Below are 17,051 nucleotides of genomic sequence, written 5' to 3'. Positions count from 1 at the left end.
ATGGTCTCCTACAAGGCAAGGATCTCACTGAGTGGCACTGAACACAGAGTGGTTGACAGAGTATGCAATGAGATCAAGGAGATAGCCAGCAGGACCGGCGTTGAGATACACGGTCCCATGCCGCTGCCAACAAAGAGGCTGGTGGTACCCGTGAGGAAAAGCCCGGACGGTGAGGGTACCAACACTTGGGATCACTGGGAAATGAGGATACACAAGAGATTGATCGATGTTGACGCTGACGAGAGAACGCTCCGTCAGCTTATGAGGATCCCAATCCCTGATGGAGTACAGATTGAGATACAGATCAAAAGTTAATTTTTTTATTTTCAATAAATTGAATTCGGGTGTTTATTTATGGGAAGAAAGGAAGATAATATTGAGAAGGCTCTTAAAATTGTAGAGCATACGGAACTTGTAAGGAATATAGGTATTGTTGCCCATATTGATCACGGTAAGACAACGCTCAGCGATAACCTGATCGCTGGCGCCGGTATGATGAGTGAAGAGCTTGCGGGCAAACAGCTTGTACTCGATTATGATGAGCAGGAGCAGGCGAGAGGCATAACCATCAATGCAGCCGTCGCCTCCATGGTTCACACTTTTCAAGGTAAGGAGTACCTCATCAACCTCATCGATACGCCTGGACATGTTGACTTCGGCGGTGACGTTACAAGAGCGATGAGGGCTGTCGACGGGGTAATCGTTGTCGTTGATTCCGTTGAAGGTGTGATGCCACAGACGGAGACCGTGATAAGGCAGGCGCTCAGAGAACACGTGAAGCCTGTTCTGTTCATAAACAAGATAGACAGGCTGATCAACGAACTCAGGCTGAACAGCGATGAGATGCAGAAGCGCTTCACCAAGATCATAACGGATGTCAACAGGCTGATCGCGAAGTATGCACCGCAGCAGTTCACCAAGGACTGGCAGGTCTCGGTTCAGGATGGCCGTGTCGCATTCGGTTCCGCTTACAACAACTGGGCAATATCAATACCAGCCATGGCTGAGACGAAGATAACATTCAAGGATATAGTTGAATACGTGAAGAATGGAAAGCAGAAGGAGCTTGCACAAAAGAACCAGCTTCACAAGATCATACTGAACATGGTCATAAGGCATCTGCCTGACCCAAAGACAGCCCAGTCCTACAGGATAAAGCAGATATGGAAGGGAGATCTGGATTCCGAGGTAGGCAAGGCCATGATGACATGCGATTACAAAGGCCCAGTAGCTATGATGGTCACAAAGATAATCATAGATCCACATGCCGGTGAGATCGCCATAGGAAGGCTTTTCAGCGGGACAGTCAAAAAAGGTACGGATCTCTACATATCTGGTGCTGGCAAAGGTAAGGTCCAGACGTTGGCCATGATGGTCGGCCCTGACAGGATACCAGTTGAAGAGGTCACCGCCGGAAACATAGCCGCTATAGTGGGGCTCAAGGGTGCAATAGCCGGTGCCACGGTGTCATCCCTTGAGAACATGGTGCCTTTCGAACCGATGATACACTATTCAGAGCCAGTGGTGACTCTTGCAATAGAGGCCAAGCACACCGCTGATCTGCCGAGACTCATAGAGGTTCTGCGGGACATATCAAAGGCAGATCCCTCGATCCAGGTGGACATAAACCAGGAGACGGGAGAACATCTCATATCTGGTATGGGAGAACTCCACCTTGATGTCACGCTTTACAGGATAAAGAACGACTACAAGGTTGAGGTCGAGACATCGGATCCGATCGTGGTTTACAGGGAGACAGTAGAGAAGAAGGGAGGTCCGTTCGAAGGAAAATCCCCGAACAAACATAACCGCTTCTACTTCGAGGTCGAACCGCTGAAGCCTGAAGTCATACAGGCCATAGAGGATGGAGACATACCCCAGGGTTCCAAGTTCAAGGACAAGAAATCACTGGTTGAGCTACTGGTCAGCAAGGGTATAGACAGGGACGAGGCAAAAGGCCTTGTGTGCGTTGAGGGCACCAACATGATGTTCGATGTGACCAGGGGTATACAGTACCTGGACGAGACCATGGAGCTTCTGATCGAGGCATTCGTAGAGGTCATGAACAGAGGCCCACTTGCCAACGAGAAGGTATTCGGAGTCAAGGCTAGACTGGTGGACGCAAAGCTGCACGAAGACAGCATACACCGTGGCCCAGCCCAGGTCATACCTGCGGGAAGAAATGCCATATACGGAGCAATGTGCGAGGCAAAGCGCGTACTCCTTGAACCTGTACAGAGGGTGTTCATAAACGTACCGCAGGAGGAGATGGGTGCGGCAATAAACGAGATACAGCAGAGGCGCGGAATAATAGAGGACATGAAGCAGGAGGGTGAGGAGATCTCGCTTACCGCCAAGGTGCCCGTAGCCGGGATGTTCGGCTTCGCATCCGCCATCAGAGGAGCCACAGGAGGAAAGGTTCTCTGGAGCTTTGAAAACGCGGGATACCAGAAGGTACCTCCAGAACTGCAGGATTCGATCGTCAGGTCCATAAGGGAAAGGAAGGGCCTGAGACCGGAGCCATACGATGCGGACTATTACGCATCGATGTGATCTTTTTTATTTCTGATGGAATTTTCTTTAATTTTATTTATCCACGGAAGAACATCTGTTATGAACGACGGTCCATGATGTGCAAAGAAATCGTATTTTGATGGCGTCACGTAAACGTTGCCGTTCCTATAGGCCCTGAGATCTGTCCATCCCCTTTCCCTGACGACATCGTCTGGAGACAGGCTTCTAAACATCTTCGGTTCGAATATTATGATGTCTGGGTCCATGGATTCAACATAATCGAAATCCGGTTGAAGCCATTCCTTTCTTTCTTTTCTGTATATAGAGGGAATGCGCATCAGAGATAGCGCATCCGTGATGTAGCTGTACGTCCCAAAGGATACTGGCCCTCCCAGATCGAGCTCGATGTAGCTTGTCATCTCGCCGTCCACCGGATCGGGTATGCTTCTCAGCAGTTTCTGGTAGAGGGATCTCGAAGCATCTGGTTCATCTACCTCGAAGCCCACCTTCATCACAAGATCAAGGACTCCAGCGACGGTTGATGGAAGATCGAATTCAACCACGTGGTATTTTTCAGAGAGTTTTTCGTAGATCGCATGCGGGTATCCAGATATTGTGAAGACGGCGTCAGGATCTATCTGGGAGACAAGATCCCAGCTCACGGTGCCATAGCTGCCCACCTTCCTCTTCTTTCGGGCATCTTCAGGATGTACGCAGAATGCAGATGTTCCGGCTATGTTGTCGCTCTCACCTATCATATAAAGTATCTCTGTGACTGCCGGGCTCAGGGAGATTATCCTTCTGTACCTTCCCATGGGAGGGTCATACCTGTTGATCTAATCATCCTTTCCATGCATTATGCTGTATAACTTATCTCTGTTTGAACAGAATGCGTTTTTTCAGATATTTTTTCATTTTTGATCTGATCAGAAATGGTTTTTTTCATGTCTGGATCTTAAAAATTATGAGAGGAAACCTCATAATAATGGATAATCTGGATCTGGACTATCCAATAGTTTCAGAAAGCCTGGAGGCCTATGAAGATTATTCGCTGCTCATCACTGATGGTATAGTGATGGATTTCACCGATCTGCCTGATGGCGTCAGGATACAGCGCATACTCACCGTTCATCAGCTCATAAGATCCATAGTCGATGGGCCTGGCACACCTTACATAATAATTGCCAGATCGGACGTGATAAATTCCTGGCCTTATCCGGATCTTGACAACCTGTACGATACGATGAGGATGAAGACGTTCTACGCAGGTTCAGATATAATCCTCATGGTTGTGGGCGGTAGGATGGTCTTCAGGAACATGCTGCATGGTGAGTTATATGGGGAGGAGTACGCCCAGTACTAGGCAGTCTCTCGACATCCTCATCTCCGGCATGGAGGAGATGAAGAAGGTGATGCGTACCAGAGACGCGGAGATCCTGCAGGACCTGATAAAGCTCGGAAGGATGCATGCGGCAGAGATATCGTATGCGGGCATTGATGTGGAACTTGGTTTTCTGATATCGGTACTTATAGAGGTGGTAAAACGTACATCAATGCCAGGGGATCGGACAGGGTGACGCTGTACGAGTACGACGGCATTCATGTGAGGAAGAAGGTATTCCAGAACACATCATGGATATTCGTAACTGGGGATGAATACGATGTTGAGGCTCTTTACTCACAGCTTGATTCGACCAGACTGAAGTACGAGTACAGCACGATGCCGGATATATACGGTTACAGGGATGGCATAAAGATATGGGTCAGGCCATCACGTGCAAGGCGTATAGGCGAGATAATATTCTCTTACATAGGGTACGGCAGAAAGTACAGGGTATACAATGCGGACATAGATCCCGTGCTGAGGTTCATGGCCTCCAGCGGGCTTTCTTTCTTTGATATGCAGAGCCTGTACGATCCTGATCCGGATCTGAACGTGGCGATAGTTGAGTGCAAAAATGGGCACTGTACTGTGGATGGGGAGTCTATGGCCGATGGCAGGATCTACGATCGATTGATGGATTCCCATGTGATCGTCTACGATGGTACGGATGAATTCTACAGGAAGATCATGGCCCTAGGTTTTCGTGTGAGGTACTACCCTGGAAGATCGTACACATCGTATGGTCAGATATCATACCGGGATGCATACCTGGACATAGCGGACAAGATAGCCATAAACTCAAGGTCATTCTTCTATGCGGAAAGCGGCCTAAGCGGTATATATGAGGTTTCAAGGGTATCATACCTCCCGCCGCTGTACGTGTCAATAGTGACGCCTGGAACAGCGGTATCATCCATGGAGCTCGCGGAAGCAATCAGGAAGGGCATGCTTGTCCCGTTCAAGAAGGACGATCATGAGAGCCCGAAGACCAAGGATGAGATGATGGAGAAGGATAGGGGTGGCCTGATATTCCAGCCGATTCCGGGCGTTTATGATGACGTCTATGAGATCGATTTTTCCTCGATGTATCCCAGCATAATAGTCAGGTACGATCTGACGCCAGGTCACATAAGTTTCCTTCCGGAGGCCCTGGAAGGCCTGCTGAACAGGAGACTTTTCTACAAGGGAATGGACGGCGACAGCGATGTATACCACAGTAGGAACGTTGCTCTGAAATGGCTTCTCCTGACGTCGTTTGGATACACAGGATACAAGAACGCAAAGTTCGGAAAGATAGAGGTGCATGAGAGGATAACGGAACTTGGAAGGAAGGTCCTGGCCGAGGCCATAGCAGTTGCGCACGAAAATGGCTTTGAGATGATACATGGCATAGTGGACTCCCTCTGGATAAGAGGATCTGGCAGCATAGATAGGGTCCTTTCAGAGATAAGGCGGCGCACCCGTATAGACATAGTCCTGAGCGGGCATTACAGGTGGATAGCATTTCTTCCAGAACGTGACGGCACTGGGTCTCCATCCAGATACTTCGGTCTCGATATTTCCGGGAGATACAAGATACGCGGGATCATGATCAGGCGTTCAGATGTGCCGGATCTGTGCAAGGTCTTTCAGATGGATGCCCTGAAAATTTTGTCCGAATGCACGGATATACACTGTATAGTGGAGAAACGCAGGGAGATAATGGATCTGGAATCCAGTTACCTGAGGAACATCAGGCATTTCCCGCGTTCCTACTTCCTTGTTTCCAGGAGGGTAACAAGGAGGCCAGACGAATACCATGTAAGAAACCTGACAAGGTCGGCGCTTGATCTTCTTAACGGAGATGAAGCGGCGCCTGGCCAGATGATAAACTACTACGTCGTTGATGAAAGGAGAAAGATCGTGGACACAAACGAAGAAAGTGATATAGATTACGGGTACTATACAAGGTGCCTGAAGCGCGCATTTGATGAGATCAACTTCCTGTTCCCACAGGACAGCAAGGTCAGGCGTTTAGAAGATTTTCAATCTTCTCGGTGAGCACGCTGATGGGAATGTCGTAGATACTTATGACCTTCTTCACGCCCTCGCCACGGCCCTGCCCCTCTATGGATGAACTTATTATGCCGTTGTTTTCCAGTCGCCTTATTCTCTCGTACAGATTTATGTCTTTCTTTCCGTACTGTTCCGATATAACCCCAAGATTCCTGGAAACACACTCCACATCCGTGAATCTTGCAGTGGAGAGGCATCTGCATACCGCGAGTAGCACAATCAGGTCTTCATAGTCCATGGATGCAAGCTTGCTCTCCGTGACGAATGGGCTTATCATGGATCTCGCAGCCCGGACATCGTCGAAGCTTATCTTTGGTGATCTCCTGTATTCTGCGATATGAGCGGCCTTCGCAAGTATATCGATGCCAACACGTGCGCTTCCGTATTCGGCCGATACCTCTGCAATGTAGTCAAGCACGTCATCATCGTATCCACCATCCGTGAGGGATTGCACCGCACGGTTCATCACTATCTGGTATATCTCTGCCTTCGTGTATCTCCTGAACTTTATCTCACCGAACATGCCGTAGGATTTCCTGATCTTGGCATCGAAGAGTATGGTTGGATCCTCCATGACGACGAATATCGTGGATATATTAACGTCGAACGAGTCCTTGGATCTGAAGAGGTAATAGAGGCCATCATAATCGCTCTTCAATATGTTTGCTGCCTCGTCTATTACCAGGATCACGTTCTTCCCCTGATCCTTCATGAGGCTCTCGATCCTCGTGAACAGGCTCGCGTATGACGATCTCTCTGGAACGATTATGCCAAATTTTGAAAGAAAATCTATGAGCACGTTCTTCACGTACCTGTATGCTATGGCGTTCACGTAAATGACGTAAGGATCCCTGATCTCCCTGGCCAGGTACCGCATGGTGACCGTCTTGCCCGTACCTGAATCACCGTAGAGAATGAGGTTTGTTGTTATCCCATTCCTGGTAGGCTTGATAACGGTCTCCATTATCCTGTCTATCTCACCGTCCCTGGCTATGAGTCTGTCTGGTATGAAGGAAGACTCCAGTATGGACGGATTTACCAGTATCACCACGTGCCAAGATCAGGATATTATATTTATCGGTTATGCTATCGGCTTCGCCTTAGTTTCCGGAGCAAGCATAACCGTCACGATGAAGCCCACGAACTCGAAGATTGCGAAGAACATCAGGCTTGCTGACATGCCCATGCTCTGTGTTATAAGCGGAAACGCGAATACGCCCAGTATCGCACCGATCCTGGATGCTGCTGTGGCTATGCCCATGGCCGTTCCCCTTATCCTTGTCGGGAATATCTCCACTGGATACACGTAAGTTAGGTTTGTAGGGCCTATGTTGTGGAAAAGGTGCATCATGGCGAAAGCGGTGAAGAGCATTATGAACGGCAGCGTCCTGTGGTCGGCGTAGAGCGCGAAGGAGAGCAGGGATACGCCAGCCAGGCCGAAACCAACGGACTGCAGTATCTTGCGTCCAACACGCTCTATGAGTATGAGGCATATTATGAATCCGACTATGACAGGCAGATCCTCCAGCAACGTTGAAAGAATACTGTTAACGGCTGAAACGCCAACGGACACGAATATCGATGGAGTGTAATTCCAGACGCCATAGCTTGAAACATCGTACGAAAACCATGCTATGCTTGCGAATATTATCAGCGGGAGATATGACCCGGAGAAAACTGATCTGAAGGAGCTCGATCCCTTCTCAACCTTTGGAAGATCGACGTCCGTATAGCCGGCTTCCCTTCCCATGTCGTCCGCTATCTTCTTCGCTTCGCTATCCTTGCCCTCTTTCACCAGCCAGTACGGGCTCTCGGGGAGGGCACGCCTTGCAAGTATCACTATAACCGGGACTATGGCGCCCACGCCGTACATCCAGCGCCAGGAGTCGGAACCAAACCTGTAGATGAGTGGTATCGATATGACATAGAACACTATGGATCCGATGGTCCACATGAATATGTTGAAGACGAGGAAACGCCCTCTGGATCTCCTTGGAGAAAATTCCGCCTCGATCGAAGAGCTGAGCGGATAATCCGCGCCTATGCCTATGCCCGCCAGCAACTCGAATATGAAGAACTCATAGAAGTTTGCCGATAAAGCAGTCAAAACCAGGAAAATGCTTGTGATGGCCAGGTCATAGGTGTACATCCTCTTTCTCCCGATCCTGTCTGAGAGATGCCCCATCGTGAAGCTACCGAGGAACATTCCGATGTATATGGCGGAGGCCGCCAGCGATACGAATATTGCCCTTACGAGTATGTATGACTGGAGATAGGTTAGCGCGGCCGAGAAGATGGAAAGGCTGAAGCCATCCATGAAGACGCCCATGGAAGACAAAATAGTGATTTCGACGAATGTGGGCGTTATCTTCATCTGGTCAAAAGCAGGATGGCTGCTCTTGAATTCGACCATAAAACCATTAATGCTTAAGCGAATGATATACTTTTTCAAAATTCAAGTCGAACCATCGTCTGGCCGTACTCCATCAGACAATACTGTGGGAGAATTGGAAAGTCATGGAAACTCGTTAAGAATCCGTCAATGTATAATAGATAGCATAGACCCGCACATCATAAAAGGGAATCATTATTTACGGCGAAATACTGACGAATCATGGCCTTCACCTTCAGGAATGCAAGGGAGATCTACACAAACGACAGGAGGCAGTTCATACTAGATATACTGAAGCGCACGTTCGAGGATCTGGATCCCGCAAAGGTGATGGGCAGATCCGTTGAGGATCTAGATATATCAAGGTATTCACGGATCTTCGTCATGGGATTCGGAAAAGCCTCATACGAGATGTACGAGGGCGTACGCGATCATGTGAAGAGCAGACTGGCATACGCGGGAATAATAATACCTGCAGATCAGGATGTCAGTGGTTTCCCTGAGCTTGAGATACTGCGTGGTACCCATCCATACACGTCGAGCCTGTCGGTATCTTCATCGCGTACGCTGCTTTCAAGGATAAAACCCGGGCCAAATGATGCGGTCATCGTTTTGATATCTGGAGGCGGATCATCGCTCTTTGAGGTGCCTGAGGATGGAATAACAATAGATCAGATATCAGAGATATCAAAGAAGATGATGCAGGCCTCTGCGGATATATATGAGCTGAATACGATAAGATCCTGCCTGTCCGCGGTTAAGGGCGGAAAGCTTGCGAAACTGCTATACCCCGCCAGCGTCTTTGCATACATAATATCGGATGTTCCAGGTGATGACGTTTCCATAATAGCGTCTGGGCCGCTATCTGAGAACAAGATAGATCCTGGAGCTGTGTACGAAAAGTTCAAGGACGTCATAGGGATCGATATTAAACGCTTCCTCAAGACTACACAGATAGAGGATGAGTACTTCAGAAAGGTTCAGATGAAGATCATTCTCTCAAACAGGGACTTCGTAAGGAGGATAGAATCATACGTTGGAGAACCCATCGTCTCGATCGGATCGGGCATAAGTGGAGACGTGGAGAAGGTCTCGGATAGCATACTGGAAATGGCAGGTTCGATATCTAAGATAAAGGGAAGATCATTCTGGATGGTGATGGGCGGAGAGACGACGGTCAATGTGAGAGGTAAGGGCATAGGTGGGAGGAACCTTGAACTCTCGCTGCTATTCCTGAAGAAATGCACGTTCAGAGACTTCCTCTTCATAAGCATAGGAACGGACGGGATAGACGGGATCAGTCCCGCCGCCGGAGGTATAGTGGATTCCACGTTGAGAACAAAAATAAGCAAGGAAGAGATAGAAGAAGCCCTAAGCAACAACGACAGCTACACTCTACTGTCGAAGTATGGATCTGCGATCATGACCGGAAGAACAGGAAACAACGTATCTGATCTCATCATTGCTTATGTCTCTATATGAACATGGGATAGAATATCTTCTATTTCATCAGATCTTACTATGGTTGCGCCGTACACCCTTGTGAAATAGTCCCGCCAGTTCCTGTCAATCCTGGCGGCCACCGCGTCCTCCACGACGACTATGCCATAGTTTCTGTAGAGTGCATCTGCCGCGGTATGCCTCACGCATATGTCGGCATCTAGCCCGATCAGGACAACCGTATCAATTCCATGCGATCTCAGCACCATGTCGAGATTTGTTCCGTAGAAGCCGCTGTAGGCATGTTTTTCAATGATGTAGTCAGCTGGAGAGGGCTTCAGGTCATCTATCACGGCTGATCCTTCGTCCCCCTTCATCGAGTGCCGGCCCCAGATCCGAATCTCAGGATCATCGGGATAATGGCCATCGCTGACGTATATCACAGGAAGACGGAATTTCCTGAACGACTGTACGACCGTTCTTGCAGGATCAACAGTGCTGACCGCTTCAGGCGTCGCGAGCCTTCCATGAACGAATTCGTTGACCATATCGACGACTATCAACGCTGGCTTCATACATTGAATATCAAATATCCAGTTAAATAATTTATGTATTTGAAGAAAAATATGCCGAACATATGTTCGGCAAAATTATGCAGGTAATTCCTGCCAGATCAGGGACATGGCCCATTTGTTGATGTCTGACCATATATGGATACTATCTCACGGTAACCCATCTTCTTGTAGAAGTCCTGCGCTATTAGGTTCAGCGACGGAAACTCAGCGGTTATGAGTATTATGTCCTTCTCCTTCAGCGTGTTCCTGAGTTCGTCTATGAGCATCCGGCCTATACCCTTCCTCCTGTATTCCGGCATGACGTAGAACTCTCTTATTCTTGCTTCGTATTTTGGTGTGTAGTAAATCCTGAACAGAATGTCTGCTATCAGTATCCCGACAACCTTGGATGAGTATTCGGCCACCAGCAGAACATGCGACTCGTCGTTCAGTATCTTCATCAGGTAATTCTCTATGTCCGGCCGGGCTTCCTCTGATACTGTGAATGAGCAGTCGAACTCAGAATTCAACCTCTTGAGCCTAAGCAGTTCGTCCATGACCTCGGGGAGGTCTTCCTTTTTCATCCTTCTAATCTTTGTGTTCACCATTTGGCATCCTCTTTATTAGACCCAGATCCATAAGCTTCGAATAGATATTCCTGTTGCTTTCAATAATCTCTCTAGCACGCCTGTAGAAACCCTCCTTGCTGTCGTTTTTCCTGGCAAGTCCAAGCTCTACGGTCTTGGACGCAACTGCGGAAGCAAGGCGGGGATACAGCTCCCATTCCTCCATCGTCGGCACTATCTTTTCTTCAGTCGGATCCTCGACGAAGTTTGCTATCTCGTACGAAGCAGCCACCATGACATCGAAGTTAACACCCTTAGCCCTGGCATCCAGAACCCCACGGAAAACCCCAGGAAATACAAGGCTGTTGTTTATCTGGTTTGGAAAATCGCCTCTTCCGGTGGCGACTATCCTTGCCCCGTTCTCCTTGGCTTCCTGAGGCCACATCTCTGGTATCGGATTTGCCAGAACGAATACTATGGCATCGCTGTTCATACGCTTCACCAGCCTGCTGTCTATGGTATCTGGTCCGGATTTTGCCGCCGATATAAGCAGGTCAGCACCCTCTATTGCGTTTGAAAGGTCTCCCTTTACCCTCTCTCCGTTTGTCTCTATGGCCAGCTGGTACTTCCATGGGTTGTTTATCATAAGAGAGTCTATGTCTTCGCGTTCTGGATGCAGTATCCCCTTCGAATCCACTAGGATCATGTTCTTCATTTTGAAACCGGCAGCCTTGAACAGGTAGGCCGCTGCAATGTTAGCAGCACCTGCGCCGTTGAAGACTACCTTGACCTGATCAATCTTCTTCCCAACGATCCTAAGGGAATTTATCACGCCTGCCAGCGTTATTGACGCCGTTCCAAGCTGATCGTCATGCCAGACAGGTATGTTCATCTCCTTCTGCAGTGTCTCGAGAAGGAAGAAGCATTTCGGGCTCTCTATATCCTCAAGGTTTATTCCGCCAAAGGATGGCTCGAGCGCCTTGGCAACACCTACAAACTCCTCTCTTGATTTGACCCTTATGGGTACCGGTATGGCGTTAACGCCTCCGAGATAGTTGAATATGAGCGCCTTCCCCTCCATAACGGGCATGGCAGCCTCTGGCCCTATGTTTCCCAGGCCAAGGACCCTTGTACCATCCGTGAGTATGGCGATAGAATTCCATCTGCCTGTAAGTTCAAAGGATAGATCCGGGTCGGAAGCTATCTTCTTTGAAACAGCAGCTACACCCGGCGTGTACCATATTGAAAAATCATCCAGACTTCGAACAGGAACCTTTGATATTGTCTGTATCTTTCCCTTGAAGTACTCAGAGTACCTGAGCGCGTCTTCATTGTATCGCTCGGTTCTTTCCTGATCTTCCATTATCATCGCAGAAAGATAACCGTCAATTATTAAATGCTTTCTACGACAAACACCGTATAGCAATGACGAATGAAGATCATCGTTTTATCTTAAAAGGAAATCATGATAGGGAATATATATGGAAAATGTAAAGCTCAGGTGGGACCTGATACTCAAGCCATATATAGATTTCGTTGAAAAGAACTATCCTGACATAACAAATGAGTCCAAATTCAGGATCCTTGTGGATAGATTGACGAACAACGAAATAAAGAACCGCGTTCTCCTTCATGACAACGATGTTGTCGCCTATGCCTTCTACGTTGATTCTGTTTATGGTGACAGGATCATCGGAAACATCGGTTTTCTTGACCCAAAATACTGCAATGAGGCCAGGCTGTCAAACCTGATCTCATGGATCGAGATCAACGGCGACGGCAGGAGCGTTTTCCTTGACGAAATATTCAACGGCGGAGGCGTTGCAGAGAGCGTACTGAAGATCAGGGGCTATTCCACCATGTCGCGGATACGCATGAAGGCCGATCTTGCATCGATCCCAGAAAAGCGTTCCGACCTTTCATTTTCCAAATTCGAAGAGAGGTTGATCCCAGAATTCTCTGATGCTGAGTTCCTGGCCTTCTCCGGAACGGAGGATCAGGTTCTCCTTCCTAAATCGAGGGAGATGCGGATAAAATACCTGGCAGATGAGATCATGGGTTCAGAGACAAGCCTGATAAGGGAGGCAAGCCTGGTGCTCATGGAAGATCGCATAAGATCCGGTCTAATATCTGTGAAATACGAGGGATCGGATGATCCATACTTCTCAGATATTTTTGTCGATCCTCAGTACCGCAGGAAGGGCATAGCATCGGCAATGATGTCACTGGCTGCGAGGAAGCTGCAGGATCTGGGCTACAGATCGGTATCACTCATCGTTTCAGAGAGTAACCCTGCTATGGATCTCTATAGAAAGATGGGGTTCTCTGCATCAGGCCAGAGGAAATACACGATCCATTACCGGATCCGTGAATGATCCTGTATGAGCGCATGTCATGTGCCTGAGGCTTCTATAGCATTTGGAGGCGTGTCCTATGCTTGTCCAGGGGAAGAGAAATATCTTTAAGTCTGTTTGCCCTATTACGTTTAAGTACACAAAACCTGTGTGCAAACGGATAGACTAAAGGCATAATAGGTATATGGGTATGCTGCGTAATCGCAGGACGATCCGGCGATGTCCGGATTGGACGGAGATACGTTTGGTTGAAGAAGACGTATCAGGTTGTCTGTAAGGCCATGGGGTTGGCCTTTGCCGTCAGACCCAACAATGTTCCAGTGGTGAATAGATGGGCGAGGTCGAAGATCTGATCAAGAGTGCCGATAAAAATTTCGAGAAGGAGAAGTACATAGATTCTCTGCGGGGCTACCTGGCAGTTCTAGATAAGGTTGATGACGAGAACATGAAGGCGGAGATCTGCTATAAGGTATCGCAGATATATCACTATCTACAGAAGGATGATCCGCAGAACGCGCTGAAGTACGCTCAGATGTCCATGGATCTGCATACGAAGCTTGGTGAGGATGATCTTATCGTGCTTGATCTGATAAATATAGCATCAATAATCATGGATGCCGGCGATAAGATAGGTGCTGTGCAGAAATTGGATGAGGCCATTCAGAAGGCAAAGCAGATAGGCGACGATGAGGTACAGCTCATAGCGATGTCATCGAAGGCCAGCATGATAGCCGGAGAAAACAGGGAAGAGGCACTTAAGCTATACCAGGAGGTAATGAAGAAGAGCCAAGAGATCGGGGATATAGAAGATTACTTCGACGCAGTTCAGGGCATAGTCAACGTGGTGAGAGAGGAAGACGAGCAAAGAGCATTTGAAATGATAATGAAGGCAATAGAGGAGCTGGAAAACTACATCGCCAGTATAAAGAGCAAGAAGGAGAAAAAGGACGTTGCCGATTCATTTTCATATCTGTATGATACCGCTTCAGACATAGCGATGTCCATAGGCGATGTGGACCAGGCCATGGAGATAGCGAAGAGGCTTCAGAGGATCACGTCCTGATCATTTTCAGGATGTGTAGGCCTTCTTTTCCTCTATCTCTCTAATGAAATCGGATACGTCTATATTCTCATCTACAAGTACGCTCAGCAGCACTGTCTGAAAGGATAGGTATTTGGTATTCTCCATAAGGGATCTGGCCCTCGTTATGGCCTCCTTCTTAGTTATTCTCCCTGATGCTGCGGCCGCGTCGAGTATCCTGTCAATTATGGGCTTATCGGCGTTGCTTGAGAAGAGGGTCTTCTCATCCACCGTGAAGTCAAGAGGAACGACAACGCCACCGGTGCTGAAGTTGGGTGAATACCTGTCTCCCTTCTTTACAAGGAGGCCTTCAGCGGTTGCCATATCAACAAACTTTCTCGCAGAATCAGGTGGAAGCATCTTCCTTCTGAATGACACGACATTTATGAAATCCTGAACCGTGAGAGAATCGGGCCGCTTCATGTCAGCGGATACGATCGCGATAATCTTCCTGGCGGCATCCTTATCCATGCGGTGTCCATGCGAGTTCCATACAAATATTTTTCATGTGGTGATGCCACGTGATCAACTATTTATCATCTGACACATTGTGCTTTGGATGGAACTGGAGACCTTCGATCTCTATTCTTACTTTTATGGTCTTGTCAGGCAGATACCTGACGGATATGTGACGACATACGGTGATCTCGCCGAGGCCCTTGGAGATCCTGTTGCAGCAAGGGCTGTCGGCTACATGCTTTCCATAAATGAGGACCCAGACAGGATACCGTGCTATAGGGTCGTGATGCATGACGGCACCGTAGGAAATTACACGCATCCGCTTGGTCCACAAGAAAAGGTCAGGCGCATTCTTGCTGATGGAATACCGGTCGTCTCCGGTAAGATAGAGAATTTAGAGCGCTACAGATTCAGAGACTTCAGGACAGACAGGCCCCTGAAGAAGATGCAGAGGTACCAGCAGGAGATATCAGAAAAGTACGTAGATAGAGGTGCATACGATTTCAGGACCATTGCGGCCTTTGATGTTTCTTATGGAGATAGGAGGGCATTTGCCGCGATGATTCTGCTCGATGGATCGGATATTGAAGGCTATGTTCTGAGCGATCGTATAGACTTTCCCTATATACCTGGATATTTGGCGTTCAGAGAATTCAGGTTCATAAGGAAGCTTTTCAGGGGAGCTGATCTTCTCCTTGTTGACGGCAATGGCATTCTGCATCCGAGATACGCTGGACTGGCAACGCACGCTGGCGTTGTGCTCCAGCGTGCTGCCATAGGTGTGGCAAAGCACCTCACCAGTTCCACAAGGCATGATGATATTATATACGTCAGAGAAAGGCCTGTTGGCGTTATGCTGAAGAAGAATCTCATAGTCAGCCCCGGCAATTTCATAGATGTGATGGGCGCAGCCACCTTTGTCAGCAGGAACTGGGATGATCGCTATCCCTGGCCTCTAAAACTAGCCCATCAGCTGAGCACCATGCACGTTGAAACTGGCGGCATCGTCACCGAATACGATATCGAACCGTATATATGATCTTCCTTGACGCATCCAGAACGTCCGATGGTCAGAGATAATGGCCAAGATTTTCTTCGGCTATTCTCGCGAAATCCCTAGGCAACTCAGGTTCTCCACTAGCGATCTTGCCATGGACGCATCTTCCGCTTATATACTTCTCGATCTTCTCGAGTTCAGCCGCGTTTCTTGCCATGACTACCACTGACGGACCGCCATCAATAGAAATGCCCACTGGATAACCCTTGGAACGCATTTCCAGGATCCTTCGCACGATCTCTATGGTTTCCTCTGTCCAAAGCAACATATATGAAGACATGAGAACGGAATGGGTCAGTAGCGTGTTGTTTGTTGCTACCCTGATCAGAGCGTCCGCATCGATCTGTGCGCTGAGAAAATCAGAGACAGCGCGCCTCTGATATGAAGCGAAGATATTGTAGAAAGGCGATCTCATTGCGGCGGCATGAATGTCCAGAGATCCAAGATCCATCTCAATCGGGACAGCACATATCGCCATGCCGGTATCTGGCACGGATAGTCCAGCCGCAAAAGATGTGTCATGCACCAAGCCAGGTCCAGAAATCCATACTGATATTGGTCCAGTGACAGAGGCCGCGCCGTATCCAGATGCCAATCTGGCTATCCTGGAGAGGAACGGAGCATCTTCATTTGCAGATCCATCGAATACCGATCTGGCAACTGACCTGGCTGCGGCAGCAGAGATGGCAGCAGATTCCCCCAGCCCTGTTGCTCTCTGATATTTTTTCCTGATCTCAACGTATAGATGGAATGACCCATTGATGGAATATATGCTCCTGAACAGGTGTATGGCCCTCATTGATCTGGCCATCAGCCTTTCATCTTCAATGCCATTGAATACAACGCTATCGTTTCCAGATTCCTCGGTCAGAACGAATGCAGCATATGCTTCAGAAAAGTCCGTTACCATTGAGACGGATGGCATGTTAGCTATGTTGAAGGTGCTGTCATAATAGCCGAGAAACTTTATTATGCCTGTGGCCGGATAGGCAGCACCGAATGATATCCTTCTGTACACTGGCCTAACGGCGTGCCCACCAGGCACTCGATCCATACCAATTTTCTTAACAAGATCGAGTGATTCGGCATCTTTCATGATATAATATCCGATCCTTTATTAATACTGTCACGCATGCCATGCCTTCGATATAAAGTACGCGAACAGCACCCTTTACCTCGAAGCTGCTAAATAAAT

Annotated in this window: 17 protein-coding genes; 9 read left to right on the top strand and 8 right to left on the bottom strand. The window is 48.3% G+C overall.

What is annotated here, in order from left to right; all coding sequences use genetic code 11:
- Together rpsJ and F6Q11_RS05485 are read left to right on the top strand one after the other, a co-directional pair.
- Complete coding sequence (gene rpsJ / locus F6Q11_RS05490; protein WP_010900872.1) at positions 1–315, top strand: 30S ribosomal protein S10; 315 nt, start codon at positions 1–3, stop codon at positions 313–315.
- A 39-nt stretch (positions 316–354) separates the two neighbouring features.
- Positions 355–2,553 carry an elongation factor EF-2 gene (locus F6Q11_RS05485; protein ID WP_297026976.1) on the top strand — a complete coding sequence of 733 codons (2,199 nt, stop codon included), beginning with the start codon at positions 355–357 and terminating at the stop codon, positions 2,551–2,553.
- Here F6Q11_RS05485 and F6Q11_RS05480 read toward each other — a convergent pair.
- Positions 2,538–3,329, bottom strand: a complete 792-nt coding sequence (locus F6Q11_RS05480) for an ABC transporter substrate-binding protein (protein ID WP_297026974.1) — start codon at positions 3,327–3,329, stop codon at positions 2,538–2,540. The genes F6Q11_RS05485 and F6Q11_RS05480 overlap by 16 nt on opposite strands.
- A gap of 149 nt (positions 3,330–3,478) precedes the next feature.
- Here F6Q11_RS05480 and F6Q11_RS05475 point away from each other — a divergent pair, with 149 nt between their 5' ends.
- The 3 genes from F6Q11_RS05475 to F6Q11_RS05465 are packed head-to-tail and all read left to right on the top strand — an operon-like array spanning position 3,479 to position 5,938.
- Entirely contained in the window at positions 3,479–3,877 is a 399-nt protein-coding gene (locus F6Q11_RS05475) for a hypothetical protein (protein ID WP_297026972.1), read from the top strand.
- A complete protein-coding gene (locus F6Q11_RS05470) occupies positions 3,852–4,091 on the top strand; it encodes a hypothetical protein (protein WP_297026970.1) in 240 nt (79 codons plus the stop codon). Before F6Q11_RS05475 ends, F6Q11_RS05470 begins: the two co-directional genes overlap by 26 nt.
- A complete protein-coding gene (locus F6Q11_RS05465) occupies positions 4,088–5,938 on the top strand; it encodes a type B DNA-directed DNA polymerase (protein ID WP_297026968.1) in 1,851 nt (616 codons plus the stop codon). The genes F6Q11_RS05470 and F6Q11_RS05465 overlap by 4 nt, the downstream gene beginning before the upstream one ends.
- Here the strand turns inward: F6Q11_RS05465 and F6Q11_RS05460 are convergent.
- Positions 5,904–7,004 carry a Cdc6/Cdc18 family protein gene (locus tag F6Q11_RS05460; RefSeq protein ID WP_297026966.1) on the bottom strand — a complete coding sequence of 367 codons (1,101 nt, stop codon included), beginning with the start codon at positions 7,002–7,004 and terminating at the stop codon, positions 5,904–5,906. The two genes, F6Q11_RS05465 and F6Q11_RS05460, sit on opposite strands and share 35 nt — an antisense overlap.
- Before the next feature lie 30 nt (positions 7,005–7,034).
- Positions 7,035–8,366: an MFS transporter gene (locus tag F6Q11_RS05455; RefSeq protein WP_297026964.1), complete on the bottom strand. Its 1,332-nt coding sequence runs from the start codon at positions 8,364–8,366 to the stop codon at positions 7,035–7,037.
- A 201-nt stretch (positions 8,367–8,567) separates the two neighbouring features.
- Here F6Q11_RS05455 and F6Q11_RS05450 point away from each other — a divergent pair, with 201 nt between their 5' ends.
- Positions 8,568–9,827, top strand: a complete 1,260-nt coding sequence (locus F6Q11_RS05450) for a glycerate kinase (RefSeq protein ID WP_297026962.1) — start codon at positions 8,568–8,570, stop codon at positions 9,825–9,827.
- Here F6Q11_RS05450 and F6Q11_RS05445 read toward each other — a convergent pair.
- The 3 genes from F6Q11_RS05445 to F6Q11_RS05435 all read right to left on the bottom strand — a co-directional run bounded on the left by F6Q11_RS05445 (position 9,812) and on the right by F6Q11_RS05435 (position 12,274).
- Positions 9,812–10,360, bottom strand: coding sequence for a cysteine hydrolase family protein (locus F6Q11_RS05445; protein ID WP_297026960.1), 549 nt, complete (start codon positions 10,358–10,360; stop codon positions 9,812–9,814). The two genes, F6Q11_RS05450 and F6Q11_RS05445, sit on opposite strands and share 16 nt — an antisense overlap.
- A gap of 98 nt (positions 10,361–10,458) precedes the next feature.
- Positions 10,459–10,947 carry a GNAT family N-acetyltransferase gene (locus F6Q11_RS05440; protein WP_297026958.1) on the bottom strand — a complete coding sequence of 163 codons (489 nt, stop codon included), beginning with the start codon at positions 10,945–10,947 and terminating at the stop codon, positions 10,459–10,461.
- The gene (locus F6Q11_RS05435) at positions 10,928–12,274 is read right to left on the bottom strand and encodes an NADP-dependent malic enzyme (RefSeq protein WP_297026956.1); all 1,347 of its coding nucleotides are present in this window, start codon (positions 12,272–12,274) and stop codon (positions 10,928–10,930) included. Before F6Q11_RS05435 ends, F6Q11_RS05440 begins: the two co-directional genes overlap by 20 nt.
- Before the next feature lie 112 nt (positions 12,275–12,386).
- On the opposite strand from F6Q11_RS05435, the gene F6Q11_RS05430 reads away from it, so the two are divergent.
- Together F6Q11_RS05430 and F6Q11_RS05425 are read left to right on the top strand one after the other, a co-directional pair.
- Positions 12,387–13,280: an N-acetyltransferase gene (locus F6Q11_RS05430; RefSeq protein ID WP_297026954.1), complete on the top strand. Its 894-nt coding sequence runs from the start codon at positions 12,387–12,389 to the stop codon at positions 13,278–13,280.
- Positions 13,281–13,590: 310 nt separating this feature from the next.
- On the top strand, positions 13,591–14,322 hold the full coding sequence (locus tag F6Q11_RS05425; protein ID WP_297026952.1) for a hypothetical protein: 732 nt from the start codon (positions 13,591–13,593) through the stop codon (positions 14,320–14,322).
- A 6-nt stretch (positions 14,323–14,328) separates the two neighbouring features.
- On the opposite strand, the gene F6Q11_RS05420 is transcribed toward F6Q11_RS05425, so the two are convergent.
- Positions 14,329–14,811, bottom strand: coding sequence for a DUF2240 family protein (locus F6Q11_RS05420; protein ID WP_297026950.1), 483 nt, complete (start codon positions 14,809–14,811; stop codon positions 14,329–14,331).
- 88 nt (positions 14,812–14,899) lie between these two features.
- Between F6Q11_RS05420 and F6Q11_RS05415 the strand changes: the two genes are divergently transcribed.
- On the top strand, positions 14,900–15,838 hold the full coding sequence (locus F6Q11_RS05415) for an endonuclease V (RefSeq protein ID WP_297026949.1): 939 nt from the start codon (positions 14,900–14,902) through the stop codon (positions 15,836–15,838).
- Positions 15,839–15,869: 31 nt separating this feature from the next.
- Here the strand turns inward: F6Q11_RS05415 and F6Q11_RS05410 are convergent, their stop codons facing one another.
- A complete protein-coding gene (locus F6Q11_RS05410) occupies positions 15,870–16,952 on the bottom strand; it encodes a hypothetical protein (protein WP_297026948.1) in 1,083 nt (360 codons plus the stop codon).
- Positions 16,953–17,051: the final 99 nt, after the last annotated feature.

The sequence above is a fragment of the Thermoplasma sp. genome (assembly GCF_008709555.1).
GTDB lineage: Archaea > Thermoplasmatota > Thermoplasmata > Thermoplasmatales > Thermoplasmataceae > Thermoplasma.
The sequence above is the reverse complement of the archived record's forward strand: the minus strand, read 5'-3'. Positions and strand labels throughout refer to the sequence as shown.

Coding starts and splice junctions, on each gene's coding strand:
- F6Q11_RS05475 (WP_297026972.1), top strand. CDS start 3,479: ATGAGAGGAAACCTCATAATAATGGATAATCTGGATCTGGACTATCCA.
- F6Q11_RS05440 (WP_297026958.1), bottom strand. CDS start 10,947: ATGGTGAACACAAAGATTAGAAGGATGAAAAAGGAAGACCTCCCCGAG.
- rpsJ (WP_010900872.1), top strand. CDS start 1: ATGGTCTCCTACAAGGCAAGGATCTCACTGAGTGGCACTGAACACAGA.
- F6Q11_RS05420 (WP_297026950.1), bottom strand. CDS start 14,811: ATGGATAAGGATGCCGCCAGGAAGATTATCGCGATCGTATCCGCTGAC.
- F6Q11_RS05445 (WP_297026960.1), bottom strand. CDS start 10,360: ATGAAGCCAGCGTTGATAGTCGTCGATATGGTCAACGAATTCGTTCAT.
- F6Q11_RS05455 (WP_297026964.1), bottom strand. CDS start 8,366: ATGGTCGAATTCAAGAGCAGCCATCCTGCTTTTGACCAGATGAAGATA.
- F6Q11_RS05435 (WP_297026956.1), bottom strand. CDS start 12,274: ATGATAATGGAAGATCAGGAAAGAACCGAGCGATACAATGAAGACGCG.
- F6Q11_RS05480 (WP_297026974.1), bottom strand. CDS start 3,329: ATGGGAAGGTACAGAAGGATAATCTCCCTGAGCCCGGCAGTCACAGAG.
- F6Q11_RS05470 (WP_297026970.1), top strand. CDS start 3,852: ATGGGGAGGAGTACGCCCAGTACTAGGCAGTCTCTCGACATCCTCATC.
- F6Q11_RS05415 (WP_297026949.1), top strand. CDS start 14,900: ATGGAACTGGAGACCTTCGATCTCTATTCTTACTTTTATGGTCTTGTC.
- F6Q11_RS05485 (WP_297026976.1), top strand. CDS start 355: ATGGGAAGAAAGGAAGATAATATTGAGAAGGCTCTTAAAATTGTAGAG.
- F6Q11_RS05430 (WP_297026954.1), top strand. CDS start 12,387: ATGGAAAATGTAAAGCTCAGGTGGGACCTGATACTCAAGCCATATATA.
- F6Q11_RS05410 (WP_297026948.1), bottom strand. CDS start 16,952: ATGAAAGATGCCGAATCACTCGATCTTGTTAAGAAAATTGGTATGGAT.
- F6Q11_RS05450 (WP_297026962.1), top strand. CDS start 8,568: ATGGCCTTCACCTTCAGGAATGCAAGGGAGATCTACACAAACGACAGG.
- F6Q11_RS05425 (WP_297026952.1), top strand. CDS start 13,591: ATGGGCGAGGTCGAAGATCTGATCAAGAGTGCCGATAAAAATTTCGAG.